Below are 509 nucleotides of genomic sequence, written 5' to 3' on the forward strand. Positions count from 1 at the left end.
GAAAATTCTTTATGAGCAACGCGGCCAGCAATTCGATACCGAGCTCACACTAGCCTTTATTAAGTTTGTTGGTCTCTACCCGCCGGGTACGATTGTCGAGCTCGCCAATGGTCGGCTTGGGCTAGTCTTGGCCACCAACGAGCAGGCCAAACATCTACCTAAAATAATTTGTGTCACTGACGTCAATAAAGAGACCTGTAAACAAGAGTTTATCGACTTATCCCTCATTGGCCGCGGCGAATTGAGTGAAGACCACTTAATTAAACAGCTCCACGTCGATGGCAGCTTTGGTATTCACCTGCGCGAGTTTAAAGCCAAAGGGCTCAATTTCGCGATTGGTTAAAACCCTCGACCACTACCAACCCGCCTTGGTAATCCGCCTGACTTCAGCCAACATTACACGTATAATTGCAGTTTTCGAACAGATTGTGACGAATTCCGCCATGAAATTTAGTGAAAGTGAAAGGCGTATCCTCAGGGCTCTGCAGCAAAATGGTCGCACCAGCAAT

General features: G+C 47.3%; 1 protein-coding gene. It reads left to right on the top strand.

Annotation, left to right across the window (positions count from 1 at the left end; genetic code table 11):
• Window positions 1–343, top strand: a 343-nt coding sequence (locus ACFQEU_RS18075; RefSeq protein ID WP_379784414.1) for a hypothetical protein, incomplete at its 5' end; no start/stop codon positions are given.
• Window positions 344–509 lie beyond the last annotated feature (166 nt).

This window comes from Halorubrum tibetense (genome assembly GCF_042661865.1).
In the GTDB taxonomy this organism is placed as follows: Archaea; Halobacteriota; Halobacteria; order Halobacteriales; family Haloferacaceae; genus Halorubrum; species Halorubrum tibetense.